This window comes from Mesorhizobium sp. B2-4-15 (genome assembly GCF_006658505.1).
In the GTDB taxonomy this organism is placed as follows: Bacteria; Pseudomonadota; Alphaproteobacteria; order Rhizobiales; family Rhizobiaceae; genus Mesorhizobium.
On the sequence record NZ_VFUZ01000046.1, the window covers coordinates 1 to 17,798 of the forward strand.

15 protein-coding genes and 1 pseudogene are annotated in these 17,798 nt (G+C 59.9%); 8 read left to right on the forward strand and 8 right to left on the reverse strand.

Annotated features, from left to right (window positions below):
• Positions 1–259 precede the first annotated feature (259 nt).
• Both FJ930_RS29390 and FJ930_RS29395 read right to left on the reverse strand, forming a co-directional pair.
• A complete protein-coding gene (locus FJ930_RS29390) occupies positions 260–1,507 on the reverse strand; it encodes a DNA phosphorothioation-associated DGQHR protein 1 (RefSeq protein WP_141841100.1) in 1,248 nt (415 codons plus the stop codon).
• Between the two features lie 10 nt (positions 1,508–1,517).
• Positions 1,518–2,048 carry a hypothetical protein gene (locus FJ930_RS29395; RefSeq protein ID WP_141841101.1) on the reverse strand — a complete coding sequence of 177 codons (531 nt, stop codon included), beginning with the start codon at positions 2,046–2,048 and terminating at the stop codon, positions 1,518–1,520.
• Positions 2,049–2,410: 362 nt separating this feature from the next.
• Here FJ930_RS29395 and dndB point away from each other — a divergent pair, with 362 nt between their 5' ends.
• Genes dndB through FJ930_RS29420 form a run of 5 tightly spaced genes read left to right on the forward strand, consistent with a single transcriptional unit; the run spans position 2,411 to position 8,553 of the window.
• Complete coding sequence (gene dndB / locus FJ930_RS29400) at positions 2,411–3,523, forward strand: DNA sulfur modification protein DndB (RefSeq protein WP_141841102.1); 1,113 nt, start codon at positions 2,411–2,413, stop codon at positions 3,521–3,523.
• On the forward strand, positions 3,523–5,007 hold the full coding sequence (dndC, locus tag FJ930_RS29405) for a DNA phosphorothioation system sulfurtransferase DndC (protein ID WP_141841103.1): 1,485 nt from the start codon (positions 3,523–3,525) through the stop codon (positions 5,005–5,007). The genes dndB and dndC overlap by 1 nt, the downstream gene beginning before the upstream one ends.
• Positions 5,004–7,016: a DNA sulfur modification protein DndD gene (gene dndD, locus FJ930_RS29410; protein ID WP_141841104.1), complete on the forward strand. Its 2,013-nt coding sequence runs from the start codon at positions 5,004–5,006 to the stop codon at positions 7,014–7,016. Before dndC ends, dndD begins: the two co-directional genes overlap by 4 nt.
• A complete protein-coding gene (dndE, locus tag FJ930_RS29415) occupies positions 6,997–7,371 on the forward strand; it encodes a DNA sulfur modification protein DndE (protein ID WP_141841105.1) in 375 nt (124 codons plus the stop codon). The genes dndD and dndE overlap by 20 nt, the downstream gene beginning before the upstream one ends.
• A gap of 6 nt (positions 7,372–7,377) precedes the next feature.
• Positions 7,378–8,553: an aminotransferase class V-fold PLP-dependent enzyme gene (locus FJ930_RS29420; protein WP_141841106.1), complete on the forward strand. Its 1,176-nt coding sequence runs from the start codon at positions 7,378–7,380 to the stop codon at positions 8,551–8,553.
• Here the strand turns inward: FJ930_RS29420 and FJ930_RS29425 are convergent.
• From FJ930_RS29425 to FJ930_RS29445, 5 genes are read right to left on the reverse strand one after another with little or no spacing between them, the layout of a single operon-like run.
• Positions 8,543–10,357, reverse strand: a complete 1,815-nt coding sequence (locus FJ930_RS29425; protein WP_141841107.1) for a DUF262 domain-containing HNH endonuclease family protein — start codon at positions 10,355–10,357, stop codon at positions 8,543–8,545. The genes FJ930_RS29420 and FJ930_RS29425 overlap by 11 nt on opposite strands.
• Positions 10,358–10,385: 28 nt before the next feature.
• Positions 10,386–10,871, reverse strand: coding sequence for a hypothetical protein (locus FJ930_RS29430; protein ID WP_141841108.1), 486 nt, complete (start codon positions 10,869–10,871; stop codon positions 10,386–10,388).
• Positions 10,872–10,873: 2 nt separating this feature from the next.
• The gene (locus FJ930_RS29435; RefSeq protein WP_141841109.1) at positions 10,874–12,808 is read right to left on the reverse strand and encodes an AAA family ATPase; all 1,935 of its coding nucleotides are present in this window, start codon (positions 12,806–12,808) and stop codon (positions 10,874–10,876) included.
• A complete protein-coding gene (locus FJ930_RS29440) occupies positions 12,808–12,993 on the reverse strand; it encodes a hypothetical protein (protein ID WP_141841110.1) in 186 nt (61 codons plus the stop codon). Before FJ930_RS29440 ends, FJ930_RS29435 begins: the two co-directional genes overlap by 1 nt.
• Positions 12,984–14,978: a DEAD/DEAH box helicase family protein gene (locus FJ930_RS29445; protein WP_246677094.1), complete on the reverse strand. Its 1,995-nt coding sequence runs from the start codon at positions 14,976–14,978 to the stop codon at positions 12,984–12,986. Before FJ930_RS29445 ends, FJ930_RS29440 begins: the two co-directional genes overlap by 10 nt.
• A gap of 179 nt (positions 14,979–15,157) precedes the next feature.
• Between FJ930_RS29445 and FJ930_RS29450 the strand changes: the two genes are divergently transcribed.
• The 3 genes from FJ930_RS29450 (at position 15,158) to FJ930_RS29460 (ending at position 17,713) form a co-directional block, all read left to right on the forward strand.
• A complete protein-coding gene (locus FJ930_RS29450; RefSeq protein ID WP_210245392.1) occupies positions 15,158–16,096 on the forward strand; it encodes an HIT domain-containing protein in 939 nt (312 codons plus the stop codon).
• Between the two features lie 484 nt (positions 16,097–16,580).
• The gene (locus FJ930_RS29455; RefSeq protein WP_141841111.1) at positions 16,581–17,114 is read left to right on the forward strand and encodes a hypothetical protein; all 534 of its coding nucleotides are present in this window, start codon (positions 16,581–16,583) and stop codon (positions 17,112–17,114) included.
• 68 nt (positions 17,115–17,182) lie between these two features.
• On the forward strand, positions 17,183–17,713 hold the full coding sequence (locus tag FJ930_RS29460; RefSeq protein ID WP_246677095.1) for a DNA sulfur modification protein DndB: 531 nt from the start codon (positions 17,183–17,185) through the stop codon (positions 17,711–17,713).
• Here the strand turns inward: FJ930_RS29460 and FJ930_RS30685 are convergent.
• Positions 17,683–17,798 (reverse strand): annotated as a pseudogene (locus FJ930_RS30685) (IS481 family transposase); the annotation flags it as partial. The gene FJ930_RS29460 and the pseudogene FJ930_RS30685 sit on opposite strands and share 31 nt — an antisense overlap.

The window sequence follows — 17,798 nt, forward strand, 5'->3', positions numbered from 1 at the left end:
TCAACACCTCCGGCCAAAAGCCAAAAGTGTTACCCATGTGTCCGGTACAAATCGTCACCTATGTCTCGGGTCGCTCAAATGGGTTACCGACAACTAGATTCTTACTAGGCTCGCTATAGGCTCGGAAAAAAGCGCGAACTGCTTAGACGCAGGTTCCTAATCTGTAGGTCACAGGTTCGATTCCTGTCTGGAACCACAATCGCCTACCCGCGATGCGCACACAAAAACGAGCTGGATAGTATTGTTCGCCCGCCCAGCCTCAAGTCACAAAAGCCCGGCGATCCTCGTCTGTCAGCTCTGCCGGCAGACCAAGATTTGCAGCCAGCACTTTGCGGATAAAGCTGCGCCCGGAGCCAGACGCGTTCTTGAACCTGTCCACGGCGAAGTTGACAGCCGCAGCCGGACGCAGACGGTTCTCAAAAGCCTCCACCGAAACATCCTTCGCCTCATACGCTTCTGCCACTATTAGCCGCAGGATATCAAATAGTGCCTGAATCCCGACCGTCTTTCTGATGAAAGAGTCCGGAGTGGCCGGTCTCCAAAACAGATTGTCGGCGGCGATGACGTAATTGAGGACGATTTTATAAACCAGAAGGTCATTACCTTCGACATACAGGGTGCGAAGGGGTGACTTGTCCGTTCGCGATTCAATAAGGCTGCGGCGCTCCCTGCGTGGCGTCAGCAACAGATTGGAATCGCGCTTTGGGTTCGTGGATATCAACCGCAGTATCCCTTGGACGATGACAGCCGTTGAGACCTTCCAAGGGGCGCCCGCAAGGGCTTTGACAGAGGCGAAGTCATTCTCTGGTGCGACTACGATCCTGTCCTTCAAAGGCGATGCAGAGTCTGCCCCCAATCGGCGCGTCAGAAATACCGCGAGCTTGTCGGGGCTCCAGAATGATGACGGTTCGTCCTCGACATTGTACCCGAAGAGTTCGTACGTCAGGCTCTTGTCGACCGGTTTCTGCGTGGAGTTGATGGTCGCGAACAATTGCGCCTGGATGGGCTTGGGAAGGTCGAGGTACACGGCGCAAAGCAGCTCCGCGTCCCTCCGCTCGCTAGTCGAACGGGCAAACGAGAACAACCGATGTTGCCCGTCGATCACAGCAGCGAGCTTATCCGCAGATGGGATCGTCAGGCGCAAACACCCATCCGGCCCCTCGTCCACACGCCACCTCTTGGCTTCCTGCTCGGCTTCGTTGTTTTCGTCCTCGGGATCACCTTCGATGTAACCGTCGGGACGGTAGTTGGCAGCCAGGATAATCGAGTTCGGGAAGGCCGAATCCGAGCGACCGATATATTCCGCAATTGCCTCGAGCCTCCTTGGCTGCTGGAGCCGTTGCGTACCGTCCACCTCGTAAGTGTCGGTGCCGGGTCGCCGTTCGGCCACAAGGAGGTCACTGAAGGCGACTTCAAGAAGCGTACGAGCCGTCAGGACGGTAGCGAAGAAGGCGCCCATCGGCTGATCAACACGCAGCGCGGGTACGATTAAGGGGTAGGTTGTCATCGCTCCGCTCCTAAGCCTTGATGCCGCTGAGGTCGCCGTCGAGCTTTGCTTTCACGTCGCCGCCCACGGAGTCGTCCGGACGAATTGTGTCTTCGAATATAGGGTCGAGCCCGTTAGCTACCCACCACGTAAATACAGCAAGCAAGCAAAAAACGACTCCGGTAATTATCGACCATTTGTCTGGGATGCTAAAAATATTTGTGATAAGCGCGAGGGTCACCACAAAACAAACCACGAGTGAACTCAGACCAGCCATCCTGATCGGTGAGTTGTCCTTGTCCAGCACCAGTTGCACAGCCGAAGCGCCCATAATTGCGGGGAAAACTGTGAAGAGTGCGAGTTTGATGCCGTCGGCATCGTGCGTAGCCCCATTGTTCATGCGAAACCATTCGATGTAGATGGGGAGACCGCCCAGCAAGAAGATTGCCAGGACAAGGTACGTCCAGAAATTCACTTGACCTATCGGCTTCAGGAACCGCCGCTTCGCCTCTCGGTACAGAAATACGAAGCCGTTTACACGGCTATTTTGCGTGCTGTCCATTGCCCCTGTCACCGCCAACCCATCGAAATGTTCTTACGTCACTTCAGAGGAACAAATAGTTCAAAAGCTGTCAGGGAGGAAGCTTTCTGTGGGGATATCGTGGATACTGGCAACGCACACACAGGCGGAGGAGCACTGAAAGAAGTATGGTCAGTTGCCAAACCGAAACCATCCATCGCAACGCTGATTTTGAGAGACGTTGATACCTCTAGAGACATGGACGGCGGCAGAGCTAGTCCGGGGTCTCTCACGGTCATAATTTGCGGCTTTCGGCGGCGTTCGTGGAATAAACTTCCAATCGCTAACAATTGACTTCCAAACCCGATGAGGGCATCCTTCGGCAACAAGCGAAGGAGCCGGATATGGACGGTGACAGCCACGACTTCACGGCAATCCGTGGCGTCCAAGCGGGCAGTGCTTACTACGTCATTATGGTGCCACTGAAGATAGTGCCCCGCCTTTTCAAATTCGAAGATGAGGCAATGCCTGCCACGGTTCGCGCGCAGCGCGTGCTGAACCGGGCCAGAGTCCCGGCGATAGCGAGCTACATTGTCAACAACGCCAATGAGTACATCCTATCATCGCTGTGTGCGTCGATTGACGGTGAGATCGAGTTCTTGCCGGCCGCTGCAGAGGGGCCGCTTCGCAGGGTTGGGCAGCTGCGAATCGACATGGGGGCGACCATTCTGATTAATGACGGCCAGCATCGGCGGGCAGCGATCGAGGAAGCAATTCGTGAGCGGCCATCGCTCGGCAACGAGACAATCTCGGTAGTCGTGTTCGCGGACCGCGGATTGAAGAGGTCGCAGCAGATGTTTGCGGACCTCAACATTCATGCGGTGAAGCCCACTCGCTCAATCAAGCTTCTCTACAATCACCGCGACGCGCTCGCTGCGCTGTCTCGTGATGTGGTCGCAGACGTTGCGCTGTTCCGAGACTTCACGTGTTACGACAGCACTAGTATCTCAAATCGCTCCACAAAATTTTTCACACTGAGTAGCGTTCATCAGGCCACGATGGAGTTGATCGGAAAATCGCGGTCAGGAAAGGTCGGCGAACAGGATAAGCGGCTTGCGATCGAGTTTTGGACGGCCGTGATTTCGAACATGCCTGACTGGCAACGGGTTGCTAAGCGTGAAGTGTCGACTTATGAGCTGCGCCGCGACTGCATCCACGCCCATGGCGTGGCGGTCCAAGCAATCGGCAAGGCAGGTGCGCAATTGATTGCATCCCATCCTAAGGACTGGAAGACGCGGCTCGTGCACCTCAGGGACATCGACTGGTCGCGCGCCAATCGTGCGCTATGGGACAATCGTGCGCTTGTCGGCGGCAAGGTCAATATCTCCAAGAATAACGTGACATTGGTGACAAACGTCATTATCCGCACGCTAGGGATGGCCTTGACTTCCGAGGCGCAGCGCGTCGAGGATCTTTACTCCCTGGCTGAGATGCCCAAGCTCCGGGCGGCGAGCTAATGGCAAAGGTTTCAGCTCTTGACGGCACAGGGCTTGCCGACCGCTATCGGGAAATCCGCGAGGTCTATTTATCGGACAACCGACCTTGGGTGGTCGGCTATTCGGGCGGGAAAGACTCGACCTGTGCATTACAGATGGTGTGGACCGCCCTTCTGGACCTACCCATCGAGCAACGACAGAAACCGATCTATGTGATCAGCTCGGACACCCTGGTCGAAACGCCGGTGATCGTGCGCTATATCGACGTGACCCTCGATCGGATCGGCCGCGCTGCCGCCGAACAGGGCTTGCCGATCAAGACCGAGAAGGTTACGCCCAACGTCGATCGTAGCTTCTGGGTCAATATGATCGGGCGTGGCTATCCCGCGCCGTCGCGGCGGTTCCGCTGGTGCACCGAACGCCTCAAGATCGAGCCCGCCAATGACTTCATTCGCGGCCGGGTCGCTGAGTTCGGCGAGGTGGTGATGGTGCTGGGCGTGCGGACTTCCGAGAGCGCGACGCGTGCGCAGGTGATGTCGTTCCACAAGATCAAGGGATCGGCGCTGTCGCGCCATTCCTCTCTGCCCAACGCCTTCGTCTACGCGCCGATCGAACCCTTCTCGACCGACGATGTGTGGACCTACCTGCTCCAGCATCCGTCCCCTTGGGGCAACGACAATCGCGACTTGGTGGCGATGTACCGCAATGCCCAGGCCGGCGAATGCCCGCTCGTCGTTGACACGACCACGCCGAGCTGCGGCAATTCGCGCTTCGGCTGTTGGGTGTGCACGGTGGTCGAGCGCGATCGCTCGATGGAGGCGATGATCGATTCGGGTGAGGACTGGCTCGAGCCCTTGCTGGATTTCCGCGACATGCTAGCCGAAACCCAACTACCCGAGAAGAAGAGGCTCTATCGCGAATTCCGGAGGCGCAGTGGCCAGGTCGCCTTTATCAACGGCACGGACACACCGGTACCTGGCCCCTATACGCTCGATTTCTGCAAGACGCTGCTCAAGCGGCTGCTGGAGACCCAGCTCAAGGTACAACGCGAAGCGCCGCCCGGCGATGACACCTTGCTCGTGCACGACGCCGAGCTCCATGAAATCCGCCGTATCTGGCGCGCCGAGCGCGGCGATTGGGCGGACTCGGTGCCGCTGATCGTACGCGAGACGCTGGGCCGGGATCTCGACTGGGTAGTTGAGGACAGCATCGCCTTCACCGCCGATGACGGGCGCCTGCTTGACGAAGTCTGCCGCAGCCGCGATGTCCCGACCGAACTGGTGATCAAGCTGCTCGATGTAGAGCGATCGGCGCACGGTCTTAAGCGGCGTCACGCTGTGCACACGCGGATCGAGGATTTGTTTCGTCAGGAGTGGCGCGATCTCGACGCGGTTCTGGAAGAGCGCCTTGCCGGCCGCCAAGCCGACGAGGTCGAAGGTGACGAGGAATTGGAGGCATTGGCTATGCAGCCGACACTCGATTTCGAGAAGGATATGCCGGCGTGATCCTCCGCAGTGTCACGCTTCAGGACTTCGGTGTTTATGCCGGCACGACCACGCTCGACCTCATACCGCGGCGCAGGGACGGCTCTACCGTGCCCGTAATCTTGATCGGCGGCAAGAATGGTGTCGGTAAGACCACTCTGCTCGAAGCGGTCCGCCTCGCTCTCTACGGTCGCCGCGCGCTCGGCGCACGCGTGGCGCAGGCCGACTATGACGCCTATCTACGTGACCGGGTGAACCGGGCCTCGGGGAGCGAAGGCGCCGCGGTGTCACTCGAATTCGACTATGCCGAGGCCGGCACCATCCACCGCTACAAGATCCGCCGCGAATGGGCGGTTCGGGCACGCAGCGTCGTCGAGACTCTCGACCTCCTGAAGGACGGCGAGATGATCTCGTCGGTGCCGCGCGAGGAGTGGCACAGCTTTCTCCAAGAGCTGATCCCTCCGGGCGTGTCGCAGCTCTTTTTCTTCGATGGCGAGAAGATCAGCGAGATCGCCGAGGGCGGCGACGACGACGAGCAACTGGGCGCCGCCATTCGTAGCCTGCTCGGCATTGATCTCGTCGGCCGGCTGAGGGTCGACCTCGGCCTCTATATCGCCCGGCATCAGGCAGACGACGACAGCGCCGCGGCGGCGCGTCTCGAAGCAGTTAACCGCGATATCCAGGTCTCTGAGCGGCGCGCCGCAACACTCGGGGATGAAGTCGCCGAACTCGTCTCGCAGCGCGATTCGCAGGCGCGGGCGGCCGAGCAGGTGCGGCGGCAATTCGTTGCGGAAGGTGGCGACGCCGCGGTGCAACGCGACAAGATCGAAGCCGAGCGCGGCGAGGTCCGTCGCGCCATAGGTCATGCCGAACATGAACTGCGCGACACCGCTAACAAGCTACTGCCCTTCGCGATGGCGCCGAGACTCACCGCCGCGTTCCGTGAGGCGCTGGTGGGTGCCGGTGCCGGCTACGACGCCGGCGCGACAGCATCGCTGCTAGAGGCGATCGGGGAATGGCGCGCCGAGGGGCTCCCCACGCGCCAGGCCAAATGGGGCACTGCCCACTGGAGCGATCTCGAGGCGTTCCTGCACGCACGGACTCGCGCGCCTGGCGCCGCTGTCGACTGTCCTGCGATCCGCGAGGTTGGTGACGGCACGACCGCGATCGCACGCCTCGATGAAGTCGAATCAGTCGTCCGGCCGCGTGCCGCCGATCTCCTCTGCGAAATGGACCGGCTCGGCGAGCGCGCCCGCGCGCTCGAAGCCGCGCTCGGCCGCGCCGACAGCGCCTCGGCCGGGCTACTGCTTGACGAGCTGCAACTTACTGAACGCCGGCTGGGCGCCACGGAGGCGATGCTTGCGGCACGACAGGAGGAATGGAAGCTAGTCAAGGGGCAACTGGTGACGCTCGAGCGTGAGCAGAAGCGGCTGCTCAGCGAACAGGCGGGATCTGAAAAGGCGCAGCTGCGCTCGGCGCTGGCAGCCCGCGCTGGCCAGGCGCTGGCCGATTATGAGGAGCGGCTGCTGACCCACAAGCTTGGCCAGCTCAAGAATGAGTTCGTGCGCTGCTTCAATCATCTTGCACGCAAAGAAAATCTGGTTGCCGACGTCGAGATCGACCCGGCCAGCTTCACGATCACGTTGATCGACCGCACCCGCAACGGCATGCCGAAGTCGTCGCTCTCGGCAGGCGAGAAGCAGATTTACGCCATCGCGATGCTCTGGGCGCTGGCGCGCACCAGCGGTAGGCCGCTCCCGATGATCATCGACACGCCGCTCGCGCGGCTCGATTCCGAGCATCGCGCCAGGCTAGTCGAGCGCTATTTCCCGCGCGCCTCGCATCAGGTGATCTTGCTGTCGACCGATACCGAGATCGACGAAGGGCTGCTTGCTAAGCTTAAGCCCAGCATCTCGCACAGCTACCGGCTCGATTTCGACCAGGTGGACGGCCGGACCGACGTGACGCAGGGCTATTTCGGCGTCGATGCGCATGCAGCGGAGGGACGCCGTGCACTACAGCAAGCTTAAGATCTCGAGCGATGCGACGAGCAAGCTTCGCTCACTTCGCCAGCGCACCGGCCTGACTCCCAATCTGCTTTGCCGCATCGCTTTGATCACGTCGCTTGAGGAAGGACCACTTGGTGGCGCTCACCCACCCGACGAAGAGGGCTCCGAGTTCAATGCCTATACTCTGACTGGCGAATACGGGGCGCTGTTCGCGGCGCTGCTGCGCTGGGTCGAGGAAGGCGCAACTCCGGCCGACCCGCTCGGGGATGACGAGTTGCTCGCGCGGTTGCGCGGCCATATCCATCGCGGCGTTGGGACATTGTCGGTGCGGGCGAAGGCTCCCGTCGACATCCTGCGGCTCGTTCCGGCGGCGTGAGGCGGCGTGCCCGGCGGGATCTATCTCGATCACAATGCGACCACGCCGGTCGACCCGCGCGTGCGGGCGGCGATGCTCCCTTATTTCGAAGAGCTGTTTGGTAACGCGTCGAGCGTCGAGCATGCGCATGGCCATGCCGCCGGGCGGGCGGTCGACGGCGCACGCGAACGGGTTGCAGCGGCGATCGGCGCAAGAGCGAACGAGATCCTTTTCACGAGCGGCTGCACCGAAGCCAATAACCTCGCCATATTGGGCACCGCCCGTGCCAATCCGACTAAGCGACACATCGTCACCAGCGCCATCGAGCATCCCGCCGTACTGGAGCCGTGCCGGGCACTTGAGCGTGACGGATGGCGCGTCAGCGTGCTGGATGTCGACGAAGCGGGCCGGATCGACCTCGACACGCTGAAGGCTTCGCTTTGCGACGACACCGCGCTGGTATCGATCATGGCCGCCAACAATGAGGTGGGCACACGTCAGCCAATCGCCGAAATCGGCGCTCTCTGCGCCGAACGCGAGATACTCTTTCACTGCGATGCCGCGCAGATCGGCGCCTATGGGCTGCTCGATGTCGAGCGCGACAATGTACATCTGGCAAGCCTCTCGGCGCACAAGGCTTATGGCCCCAAAGGCATCGGCGCACTCTACATCCGTTCGCGCCGGCCGCGCGTGCGTGTGGCTCCGATCGTCTTCGGCGGCGGCCAAGAGCGCGGGCTGCGGCCCGGTACGCTCAACACGCCGGCGATCGTTGGCATGGGCGAGGCGATGGCAATCGCCGCGCGGCAGGGCCGCGACGATGCCGAGCGTCTGCGCGGGATGACTGCGCTGATGCGTGAACGGTTCGAGGCTGGCATCGCGGGTCTCCTATTCAACGGCGATCCTGAGTGGCGGATCGCCAATAATCTCTCAGTGTCGATCCCCGGGGTCGAGCCGCTTGCGCTGATCCGGCGTCTGCGCGAGGAGATCAGCTTCTCCGCTTCGTCGGCGTGCGCCACTGAAAAGATCGAGACGTCGCCGGTACTGCTCGCAATGTTCGGCGATACTGCAAGGGCTCGCGCAGCATTTCGCGTGTCGCCGGGCAGGTTCACGACAGAGGACGAGATGTCGCGCGCGACAGAGTTGATCATCGCTGAGAGCAACCGGCTCGCGGGGTCGCCAGCAGCAGTGGCCACTACGGCCTAAACACGCTCAACCCCATGCTGACGAGCCGTTCCTGGCGGCGAACGACGGCTTCCACGGTCCAGGCGTCTTGTTCGGCGATCTGCTGATTGAGCGTGTTGTGGGACTCGGCAAGGTACCGCTTCTTGTCGGCGAAGCTCCTGTCACCTGCCGCGTCATTTTCCTCCGGGCTAAGAAGGGTCAGATTGCCCAAGGTATCCAGAAAGGGTTCGAGCTGCGCGTCAGGGTGGGCCGCATGTTCGGGATAAATATGCTCGACAGTGCTGTTTTCGAAGTCGAGTACGCGCGTGCGGTCGCGGCAATCGGGGCGGCCCTGCGCGCCGTCATCGAACCAACGGACATGGTGCTCCAGTGTCATCAGGAAATACTTGAGCGGCTTACGGCTGTCGGACCTGGGATAATGCAGCGCCTCTAGTCTAGGCCTGAAGACCTCGTCGGGAGCGAGGCGGTCGACGAGCTCGCGCAGATCCCGGATCAGCGCCCCAGGACGAAACGCCTCGGGCGCCCGTCGGATATCGACAGCATGACGGTTGTAGATGGCAATAGCTTCGAGTGGCGGGCCATCGACGATTACACTGTAGCGGAAACAGAAGCGTTCGAGCGCTTGCACCACTTCGGAAAAGCGTTGGGGCGCAAGCAGGCTGGACGCGATCAGCAGCGGCAGGCAGTCGAACTGGCGCAGGTGAACGACGAGCAGGCGAAGCCGATCCTTATCCCATGCGCGGATGGTCTGATTTTGCGGCATCGGCCATTCCCCGGCGAGGATAACCTCCAGGATGCCGAAATCCCGCGCCAGTGAATCTACCGAATGCGCGACATCGTTGGCCTGTTCGCGTGTCAGAGGCTCCTCCGATGCAAGCGGCGGAAAAAGGTTCCGGGTAAGATCGGCAAGCAAGGTTGAGCGCCCCGGCCAGTCGCCCACCTGCGATGCATAGACCCATTGCAGGCCTTTGCGGATGTCGAGATTGCGGCCACTGAGGATCTTGTCCCAGCTTTTCTCAACCGCCTCCATCAGATGGGCCGGCGCCGCCGGCTCGATCGCTTCAAGAGTGCTGGCTCGGAGTAATTCGCCTTCGGTCAGGTTGAGGCCGCGGTCGTTCAAGACCTGGAAGAGCATGTATGCGTCCTTGCGATCGGTGGCCGCCATGTGGATGACGGTCCAATCCTGCTCAAAGATCTGCATGATTGTCTCGAGCGCGCGCGCCTTGGCAGCGAAATCCGCGAGCCTTTCAAGAATGCCAGCGAGATGCTGGCCGATGGCTGCGAAACTCGCCGCAATCAGTTCGTGCGATTTGCGTTGCCCGGGTGGGTGGGTGCCCCGCAATATCGCGTCGAAGAAGGGCTGGTCCGGCACCGAGAGCTGGACGCGCGGCACGGGCACGATCCGCATGTTAATGCTGTCACTGAAAGTCTCATAGCGATCCGCGATGATCGCCGCCTTGCCCGTGAGGAATTTGTGTGCATCCGCGTCCCCGGCCGCATGGGCTTCGAGGGCTAGCCGCAGCATGGCTTGCTTGAGTTGTACCATCAGCATCATGAATGTGGCGAGCCGCTGCTGGCCGTCAATCAGCTCGTTGTTCTGGCGGGTGCTGCCGGCGATGGGGGCACTGGCGGTAACTATCCCACCAAAGAAGTGATGCCGCGGCTCTTCGGCGGCACGTGCGCTTCGGCACAGCTCAAGATCTTTGAGGAAGCTAGCGATCTGGCTTTCGTCCCAAGCATAGTTACGCTGATACTTCGGAACCTCAAACGTGCCTCGATTTGACAGCATCTCCCCGATGCTGACCTGGCCGGAGTTAATGTGCATTGATTATGGCCCCCGCCACTGCTTGAGATCAGAACTGCGCCCAAATACGGTGATAGCCGACGAGGAAATCGTCGAGATTATCGCATTCGGTCATAGCCGCCTTGAGTCGATCGAAGCCCGAGACGGCGTAGCGGTTGAGCAGTTGGTCACCGTCTCCACTGAGCCGCGAGGGCGATGAGAGATCGAGCAGGTGCACCATCTGGCGCTCGATGTCGTCGCGGTCATCAGGTTGGATCTTCAGTCGGCGAATCTCGGCATCAACGAGCAGTCCGGCGATCAGTTCGGCCTGCCCTTTGTACGCCTCGGGATAGCCGTCGATGAAATTGGTCGCTTCAAGGCGGCTCTCGTCGCCAAGCTTAGCCTGATCGAGTCCCAGTAGCATGCAGCAGTAAAAAGCGTCGAACATTAAGAAGCGAACCGAAGCGTCGCGTCGGGAGGTCCGCGAGCGCGCAAAGGCGCGCTGCCCTTCAAAGCCGAAAAATCCGCGGACATTGAGAGGGAGCGTGAAACTCATGCTCAACCCTCCCTGCCATGGAAAGACTTGAACGCTTCGAGACCTTCAGCGATGTCGACGGTGCCACCACCAAGGGGCGTCACCGTTAAATAGCGGACGTCGGCCGAACGATCGTAAAATGCTTCAGCGAAACCCTCGCGCTCACTGGAGATCACGAACATGATCATCTGGTTGAAGAAGTCCGGGATCAGATCGCCGACCTGCCGACGGTTGGCAGTGTCGAGTGACACCGCCGGGCTGTCGACGATGAACGGGAGCCGATAGGGCGCATCGGCGAGTAGCGAGGTCAGAAAGGCGTAGGCAATCGCAAGCTTCTGCCCTTCGCTCGCGCCGCCTTTGGCGCCAAGGCCGGGCGTGCGTAGTTCGAGCCCGCCCCCAATCCGCGAAACCTCGATCATCTCGGTCGCGAAAATTCGCGCAAGCTTGTCGTTGGTCGAGGTGCGCACACGCTCGCGCAAGATATCGAGCGCCTGCCGGCTGGTCGCGTGAACAATTGCCTTCAGCTTCTCGCCCTGGAGAGCGAAGGTGCGGGTACGAGTCGCCGTCTGCAGGCGGGTGTCGCGCGCCTTAAGTTCGATTTCGCAGAGTGGATGATTGGTCTCCCAGGAAAGGCGGAGCGCACGCTGACGGCTGGGGTCCTTGGTGGTCAGGCGCTCAAGCGTATTGGAGAGTGTGTTGATCTCCTCAGAAAGCGTAACCACCTCGTCGCGCAGCTTCTTAAGGATTTCGTCGCCCTCGGCGATCTTCTCCGACGCGAGCCGCTCGCGCTCAGCCTTGATCCGCCGGCGTTCATCAAGCTGGCTCTGTAGCGATGTAACGGTTGTCGAAAGTTCGTCGGGGTCGCCCTGACTTTCCCGCAGCGCGAGCTTCATCTGGTTGATGACCGAGATCTGGTCCTGAGCCAAATAGCGCTGCGCGCCGCTCACGATTTCCTCGCGCTCGTCATGCCCGATCGGACGTCCGCACACACAGCGCTCCTGCGTGGCAAGTTCATTGAAGAACTCGCGCGAAATCGTCTCGGGGAGCTTGAGTTCGTAAAGCTTGCCGCCCAGGTGCTGCAGTCTCGCCAGCAAGGCCGGGTGCACAAAAGCGGGCCGTCGCAGTGCCTCTAAGGCGCGTAGGCTGAGATCGGCCGCGTTAGCGTCGACATCCTGCTGGCGTTCGTCGAGCACCTCAATCTGCGCCCTGATACCTGCATCCTCGGACATCCGTGCCTGGATTTCTTCCTGGAGGCGAGTTCGCTCGCGCTCCAGTTTGATCAAGCGCGTCGACGCCGCCTTTTGCTGCTGGTCGAGCCGCTCGCCAGTACGTTTCGCCTCGTTATAGGCATTCTGCAGCTGGGTGATCCCCTTGCGCTCTTTCGCACTGGTGATGGCGGCGGCGCGCCGCTGTTCGAGTTCGACGAGCGTGTCGACACGCTTGGCAAGTGATTCAAGTGTATCGAGGCCATACAGCGCCCGAATCGCCTGGGCTGCGGCCGTCTTGTCGAGATCGATGATGTCAGTCGCGAGCTCGCCGTTGAAGACGAATAGCTCGGTCAGCGTCGGTTTTAATAGCCCCTGCAGTTCTGCGGGCAGGTTGCGGCCTTCTTCCCGTCCGCCGCCACGTTCCTTTTCTTGCACGGTCCAGTAGGTCGCGCTGCCATCCCTAAAATCGAGCTCGACTTGAAGGCGATAGGATTTGCCGTCGACGAGCAGGCGAGCTTCGAATGAGCCGGTCTCGACGTTGTCGTCCGCGCGCAACTCGCGCACCAGCTTGGCGGACATTTCGGCGCCGGTCAGCGTCGCCCGAAGCAGCGCCATCGTCGTGGTCTTGCCAGTGCCGTTCGGCATCTGGATAAGCGTCCAACGGCAAGGCGTGTCGCCGAGATTTATATCGACGTCGCGAAGGCCTCCGCGGATATTTCGAGCCTTCCAGCCGGTGAGACGGACATCCATCAGTCGTCCACCTCAAGGCTGACGCTCAACAATTCCATCACGCGACGGACGTCAGCATCCTGGTAGTTTCCCGACAGCACCAACTCTACAAGATTGCGAAACCGGCGCTGGAAATTCTCCGACTGGTCGGGATGCCCGGCCAGCACGGCATCCATTGCTTCTGAAATAGCTGGGTCTAACTGCACGCGCCCGCTCCTTTCTGCGACGATTCGGTCCCCAAGGGACGATCATGGCGCAGCGACGATAGAGCAAGGAACCAGCTCTCGCGCTCTTCATCGGCCCCAAGCTCGCCGGTCGGATCGTCGACATCGTCGGGCTTGTGTTCGACGAAATCCACGACGCGCGCGCGCTTGTCGGGGTTTGCTGGATCGACCCGTAAGCATCGACCGAGCCGCTGCACGGTTTCGAGGCGTGCCCGGGCCGATGCGAACAGCACGATATTGTTGACCGACTGGATGTCGATGCCTTCGGAAATGCGATGGCAGGTCAGCAAGCATTCCAGCTGGCCCTTGGCGAAACGGCGCAGATTTTCGCGATCGTCATCCTGATAATAAGTGTGGAAGTCAGTACGCATCCGCATAAGGATCGGCTGGATTAGCGCGCCATATTCCGCTGACTCGACGAAGATGATGCACCGCTCGAGCACCGAGGGGTTGCCCTCGACATAGTCCTCGAAGGGGGCGATCTTCTCCTGGCTGAGTTTTCTGACTCTCGCGATGTCGCGATAGAGCGCCTCGATGGGCGGGGGATCGCCGCCGCGTGCCTTTGCGTGATAGCGTTTGATTGCTTGGCGCACTGCTGCCTTGTCCTCGTCCGACAGTGCATAGGGCAGCGGTACATAATCAAACTCGCACAAGATGCCGCCCTGGATCGCCTCCTCGAGACCGAAGCGGAAGATGACCGGACCGATCTCCTTCTCAATGAAGTTGTTACCGTCGGCATCATACGTCCTCTCCGGCGTGGCGCTGAGGCCGAGTCGAAAGGCGAAACGCTGCAGTTTGCCCGTCAGGGCAGCGACCAAGGCCGGCGAGCCTACTCCGTGCACTTCGTCGCAGATCAGCAGCGCTTTAGCGAACACGCTCGGGTCGAGACGGGGCAGCACCTCGGCGAGATTGGCCCGCGCGGTCAGCAACACGGCTCCCTGCGGCGAATTCAGGAAAGCCTGGGCCTCGCGATGCTGCTCATAGGCGCGGTAGACCGGAATGCCACTGTGCTTGACGAGCTCCTTGTGCCATTGGTCGAGCAGGTCCGTTCCATAGGCAGAGACAACCGTGGTCTCGACCAGGCCGCGCTCGCCAAGCTCATTAAGGATGGAGAGCGCGGTCCGCGTCTTGCCGGTGCCCGTCGCCATTTCAAGGATTCCGCTGCGCGTCTTCAGAAAGGCCGCTAATGCCTCCTTCTGATGGTTCCAGCGATTCTGTTCGGATTCGCGCTTCGGCGGCGTATAGGGCCGCGGGAGCCGCGTCGTGAAAGCTATAAGATTGCGCTTGACCGCATCCGGCAGCGGGTAGACGCGCAGGTTAAGATCGCCGTTAGACCATAGGAGCTCGAACCGCGCTGATTCGGCGGTGACCCGGCTCGCCTCGCGCGGATCGATCCACGAATAATAGATGCTGATAGATTCATAGTTGCGGAACGCCTGGGCGCTGTCGTTGGGCGATCCATGGAAGGCGAGCGCATTGCCCTCGACGTCGCGCAGAATTCCGAACTTATCGTGGAAATCACCGTCGAGATCGGCCGTTGGAATGGCGATGCGGAAATCGAGAAGTCCGTCGGCGATCATCCACGCGAGCGCGGCGAGCGTGTCTGTGGCCAGATCCTGTTCGAGATCGGAGACGACACGGTCCAGCGCATCCTTTAGCAGCGGATCGGTGCGGGCATCGGCACCTTGGGCAAGCGCCACGCAATCGGCGCGATCGAGCATGGGGCTGGCAATGATCCGCGCACGGCCCCCGTTGGCGGCCAAGCCGGCCAGTCCCGACGCTGCAAGCCGCAGCCAGTGTGAGGTGAAGAAGCCAACGCCGCGATCATAGACGATCGATTGCTTGAGCGCGGGCACATAGAAGCGATCCAGCAATCTGCTGGTTGAAGTTGCAAGATGTGGATCGGTGGGAAGTTGGCGTAAACTCACGCCGGTCCCGGATTTGTCAATAACATTCGCGGCCGTCATTCCCCCGTGTGGTCGAATCGGTAGTCTGATTCGACGTACGCCCCCAACAATGTAATCTGCCAACCATGAGTATTATCCGGCAACTCGCAGGTAAGCTACCTCGATCGCACGCTATCCGCGATCAAATGGCCAGCCAAGGATATGAGCGGCTGCACGCCTTCTTGAGCCAGGCAATGTCGATGAGCCACGTATATCAGCCGCTCATGATCCGGACAATCCTCGCAGGTGGGGGTGCCGCGACGCGCCGTCAGATCGCCGCGAGTTTCCTGGCCGCCGATCTCAGCCAACTCGAATATTATGAGCAGATCACTAAGGGTTATCCGACCCAGACGCTCAAGCGTCACGGGATCATCGAGCATAGCCGGGGAATCTACCGGCTGACTGACAAGATCCAAGCGCTCAACGAATGGGAGCGCTCTGCGCTCATAGCACTCTGTGACGCGAAGCTCGCCGATTATGTGGCGCATCGACAGGACGCGATCTGGCGCCACCGGGCGCAGAATTTCGACCCAATCCCGGGAACGCTCCGCTATGAGGTGTTAAAACGAGCTCGCGGACGATGCGAGGCCTGCGGCATCAGCAACGAAGAGCGCGCGTTGCAGGTCGACCATATCATTCCCCGTACCAAGCGAGGTTCCAACGATCTGTCCAACCTGCAAGCGCTGTGCAGCACTTGTAATGCGCAAAAACTCGATCGCGACAGCACCGACTTCCATAGCGCTCGCGGGGCCTATGACTGGCGCGACGAGAGCTGTCCATTCTGCACCTTGCCGTCTACCAGGATCGTCGCCGAGAACGAACTTTTGGTGGCTATTGAGGACGCCTACCCAGTTACCAATGGCCACATGCTTCTGATACCACGCCGCCATGTGCTAGATCAGACCGAGCTTTGGCAGCCTGAGATCAATGCGCTCGTTGCGCTCCAGGGACGACTGATCGAGCAACTTCGGGCGGCCGATCATTTGATCAGCGGGTTCAACATCGGCAGCAACGCAGGCGCGTCGGCCGGCCAGACTATCTTCCACTGTCATGTCCACCTCATTCCGAGGCGCGACGGCGATATGGCCAATCCGCGCGGTGGTGTGCGAGGGGTCATTCCAGAACGGCAATCTTACTGACCCGCGCCGAGGGGATTCGTGTCGCCGATACCTCCATTTTTGGCCTCAAGAGGTAATTCTTTACAAGTAAAGGCCTGCGGATTGTGTGCCGGACAGTCGTACGAGAGACCGAATTTCCGTCGATCGATTTTATCAGTAAGGAGAACCGGTGCGTGAACTCTGGGTTCTTGACGATGATCATCAGGTTTCGCTCGCTCGCGAGTCGGAATGCTATGTGAAGTGCATTTCTACCTGCCGCAGCTGAAACACGATTTGAGATTGTTCCGGCACGACAAAAGAATTGCATAAGGTGGAGACGCTTCTTACAACTCAAACGATGCGGTTCATCTGAGATATCACCTGCACCAGAGGAATCTAAAATGTCGGACGAAGGACAAATGTTTCAGCACGAGAATAGGGTCTATGAGCCGTCAGAGTGTCTCTGAGAGGACTCGACTGTCGTTTCACGAAGGAAAAGGCTCCCATCAGAAATGAACGCATTTGCATGAGCACGCCGAGTAAACCTAGCCGAAAGGTCGATGCCGCCACGCATGCCGCTTCGGTAAATGAGATTAAGATTTTTACCGAGCCATTCGTTCTTCATCCAGAATCGTGGAACAGCTACAAATCGACAATCACACTGACTTGGACGCACGTGGATTTTAAGCATAGCTCAAGGAAGCAGGTGCCTAAAAAGCCAGGACTGTACGCATTCGCGGTACAGCCGCCGCATATGGACTTTCCGCCGAGTTCTTGGCTTTTCTATGTTGGCGAGGTTGGTGCGACAGGGTCGGCTGCCAGAACACTCTGGCGAAGATACAAAGAATACCTCGATGAGCTTGATAAAAATATCAGGAAGAAGGTTGGGACATACCTCTATCGCTACCAGAACTACGTTCGTTTCTACTACTGTGAACTCGATCCGAAGGTGATCTACCTTAAGGCGCTAGAGTCTAACTTGATCTCAGCTCTTTGGCCCGAGGGCAATGTGAAAGATTACAGCGCCAGTACCCGCGACACGAGGCGAGCATTCTCATGAGCATGACACCGATTCATTTGCCTGCCCTTTCCGCCCAACTGGGCGATTGGCAGTATTACACAACCGTCATGCGCCTACGGGACGCTGCCGAACGCATTCGCTACGCGAGCGAAATCAATGAGGTGCGTCCGGGTCGCCAGCTATCTGACCTCATCCAACGCGCCCTCACCAAAGGGCGAGCGTCAGAGATTGGAAAGTATCTTGTCAACGAAGGAGACCATTTCTTTAACGCGCTGGTGGTCGCCGTATATGGCGGAGATCCGGAATGGATGGAGTTCGAGGTCAACCCGGCAGCTGGAGCCCGCACATCAAGAGAGCCAAAGGAAGTCGCTGAATGGGCGCGGTCGGCATTCGGCTATCTTCACCTTTCGGGAACCGAGACACTATTCGCGCTGGACGGTCAGCATCGCCTCGCCGGCATCAAGCAGGCCGTGCCTGTGAAGGCCTCACTCGGTGACGAGCGCGTCACCGTCATCTTCGTATCGCATAAGCTTACAGACGCCGGGCGGAGACGGACACGAAAGCTCTTTACCACACTCAACAAAACCGCCGTGGCGGTCAACAAATCCGATTCAAGCGCTTCGCAGGCAAGCAGGTAGCGCGAGGTCTGATCGGTGACCGTGAGCGGGTAACAGTAGCGGCCGTCGCCGAGCCGGAACTCGCCCTTGAAGTCGGCGCACCAGA